Annotated in this window: 1 protein-coding gene; it reads left to right on the top strand. The window is 37.8% G+C overall.

What is annotated here, in order from left to right; all coding sequences use genetic code 11:
- Positions 1–192 precede the first annotated feature (192 nt).
- Complete coding sequence (locus H5117_RS20350; RefSeq protein ID WP_182739016.1) at positions 193–1,176, top strand: IS110 family transposase; 984 nt, start codon at positions 193–195, stop codon at positions 1,174–1,176.
- Positions 1,177–1,215: the final 39 nt, after the last annotated feature.

Here is a 1,215-nt window from a genome sequence, read left to right as displayed (position 1 = left end):
GCGCCTTGTATCTCTCGTTGATAAATGATTAGCTATCATTTATCACATCGAAGTCAGTGAGCTTGCCTCGGCGCCTAGTATTTAATACTGCTCGGTAGATAAAGCCCTGACTTTCTATTCTCAGAAACTGAATGGTATCCAAGCACACTTTTATTTAAGTAGATGCTGTATGTACAAGGGGAGTAAGTAGAGATGATGTTTATCGGCATTGATATTAGTAAAGAGAAGATTGATTTATCGTGGTTGAGAGACCAACTTACAAACAAAATTAAAACAAAAGTATTTAAAAACAAGCGCCAAGACTTTGTAACAATAGAAAAATGGCTTTTAAATACAACTAAAAGCGCTGCTAGTGAGCTCGTTATCACCCTCGAACCAACGGGTGTTTATCATGAAGCGCTGATGTATTTTTTACACGAGCAAGGCTTTAATATTATTTTAGCGAATCCCAGTAAAGCTAAAAAGTATGCAGACGCTTTAAACATAATTCACAAAACAGACAAATCTGATGCAACGATGCTTGCTCATTATGGCTGTGCTAAGCACGCAGTCGTTAATTATTGGCAACCTGAAGCATTAGCAATTAGAGAGCTTAAAGCCCTTATTCGTCGTTTAGATGCGCTTGAGAGTAACCGACAACGAGAAGCTAACCGATTAGAAGCAAGTGAATTCAGCAACGTTTCCGCGCGTGTTTGCCAATCGATAAAAGTGACTATCGCGTTTTTAGACGATGAAATTAAACAGCTTAAATCTGACATTGATAACCACATAGATAATGAACCTGATTTAAAAAGAAACAGGAAACTACTTGAGTCTATTCCTGGCATTGGGCCCGTACTATCGAGAGAGCTGACGTATTTATTTGCGGCTAAAAAATTCAATAAAGCCAAAGAAGCGGCGGCTTATTGTGGATTAATTCCACGGCATAATGAATCGGGTAAATTAAAAGGGCGAACATCAATCAGTAAACTTGGCCCAGCCAGAATTCGATGTAAACTTTATATGGCAGCCGTTGTTGCTGGGCAATGGAATAAAACAATAAAACGACACAAGTTAACGTTAATAAATAATGGTAAAACACCAATGCAAGCTGTGTGTGCAAATATGCGAAAGCTAATTCATATATGTTTTGGTGTAATAAAAAACCAAGAAGCGTTTAAGCTCCAAGAAAGTTAAATACGACCTTGAAGCTTAAAATGAGAGATGGTATCTACA

Source organism: Pseudoalteromonas sp. SG45-1, assembly GCF_014164135.1.
GTDB lineage: Bacteria > Pseudomonadota > Gammaproteobacteria > Enterobacterales > Alteromonadaceae > Pseudoalteromonas > Pseudoalteromonas distincta.
Note: the sequence above shows the minus strand (reverse complement) of the source record. Positions and strands in the feature narration are given on the sequence as shown.

Coding starts and splice junctions, on each gene's coding strand:
- H5117_RS20350 (WP_182739016.1), top strand. CDS start 193: ATGATGTTTATCGGCATTGATATTAGTAAAGAGAAGATTGATTTATCG.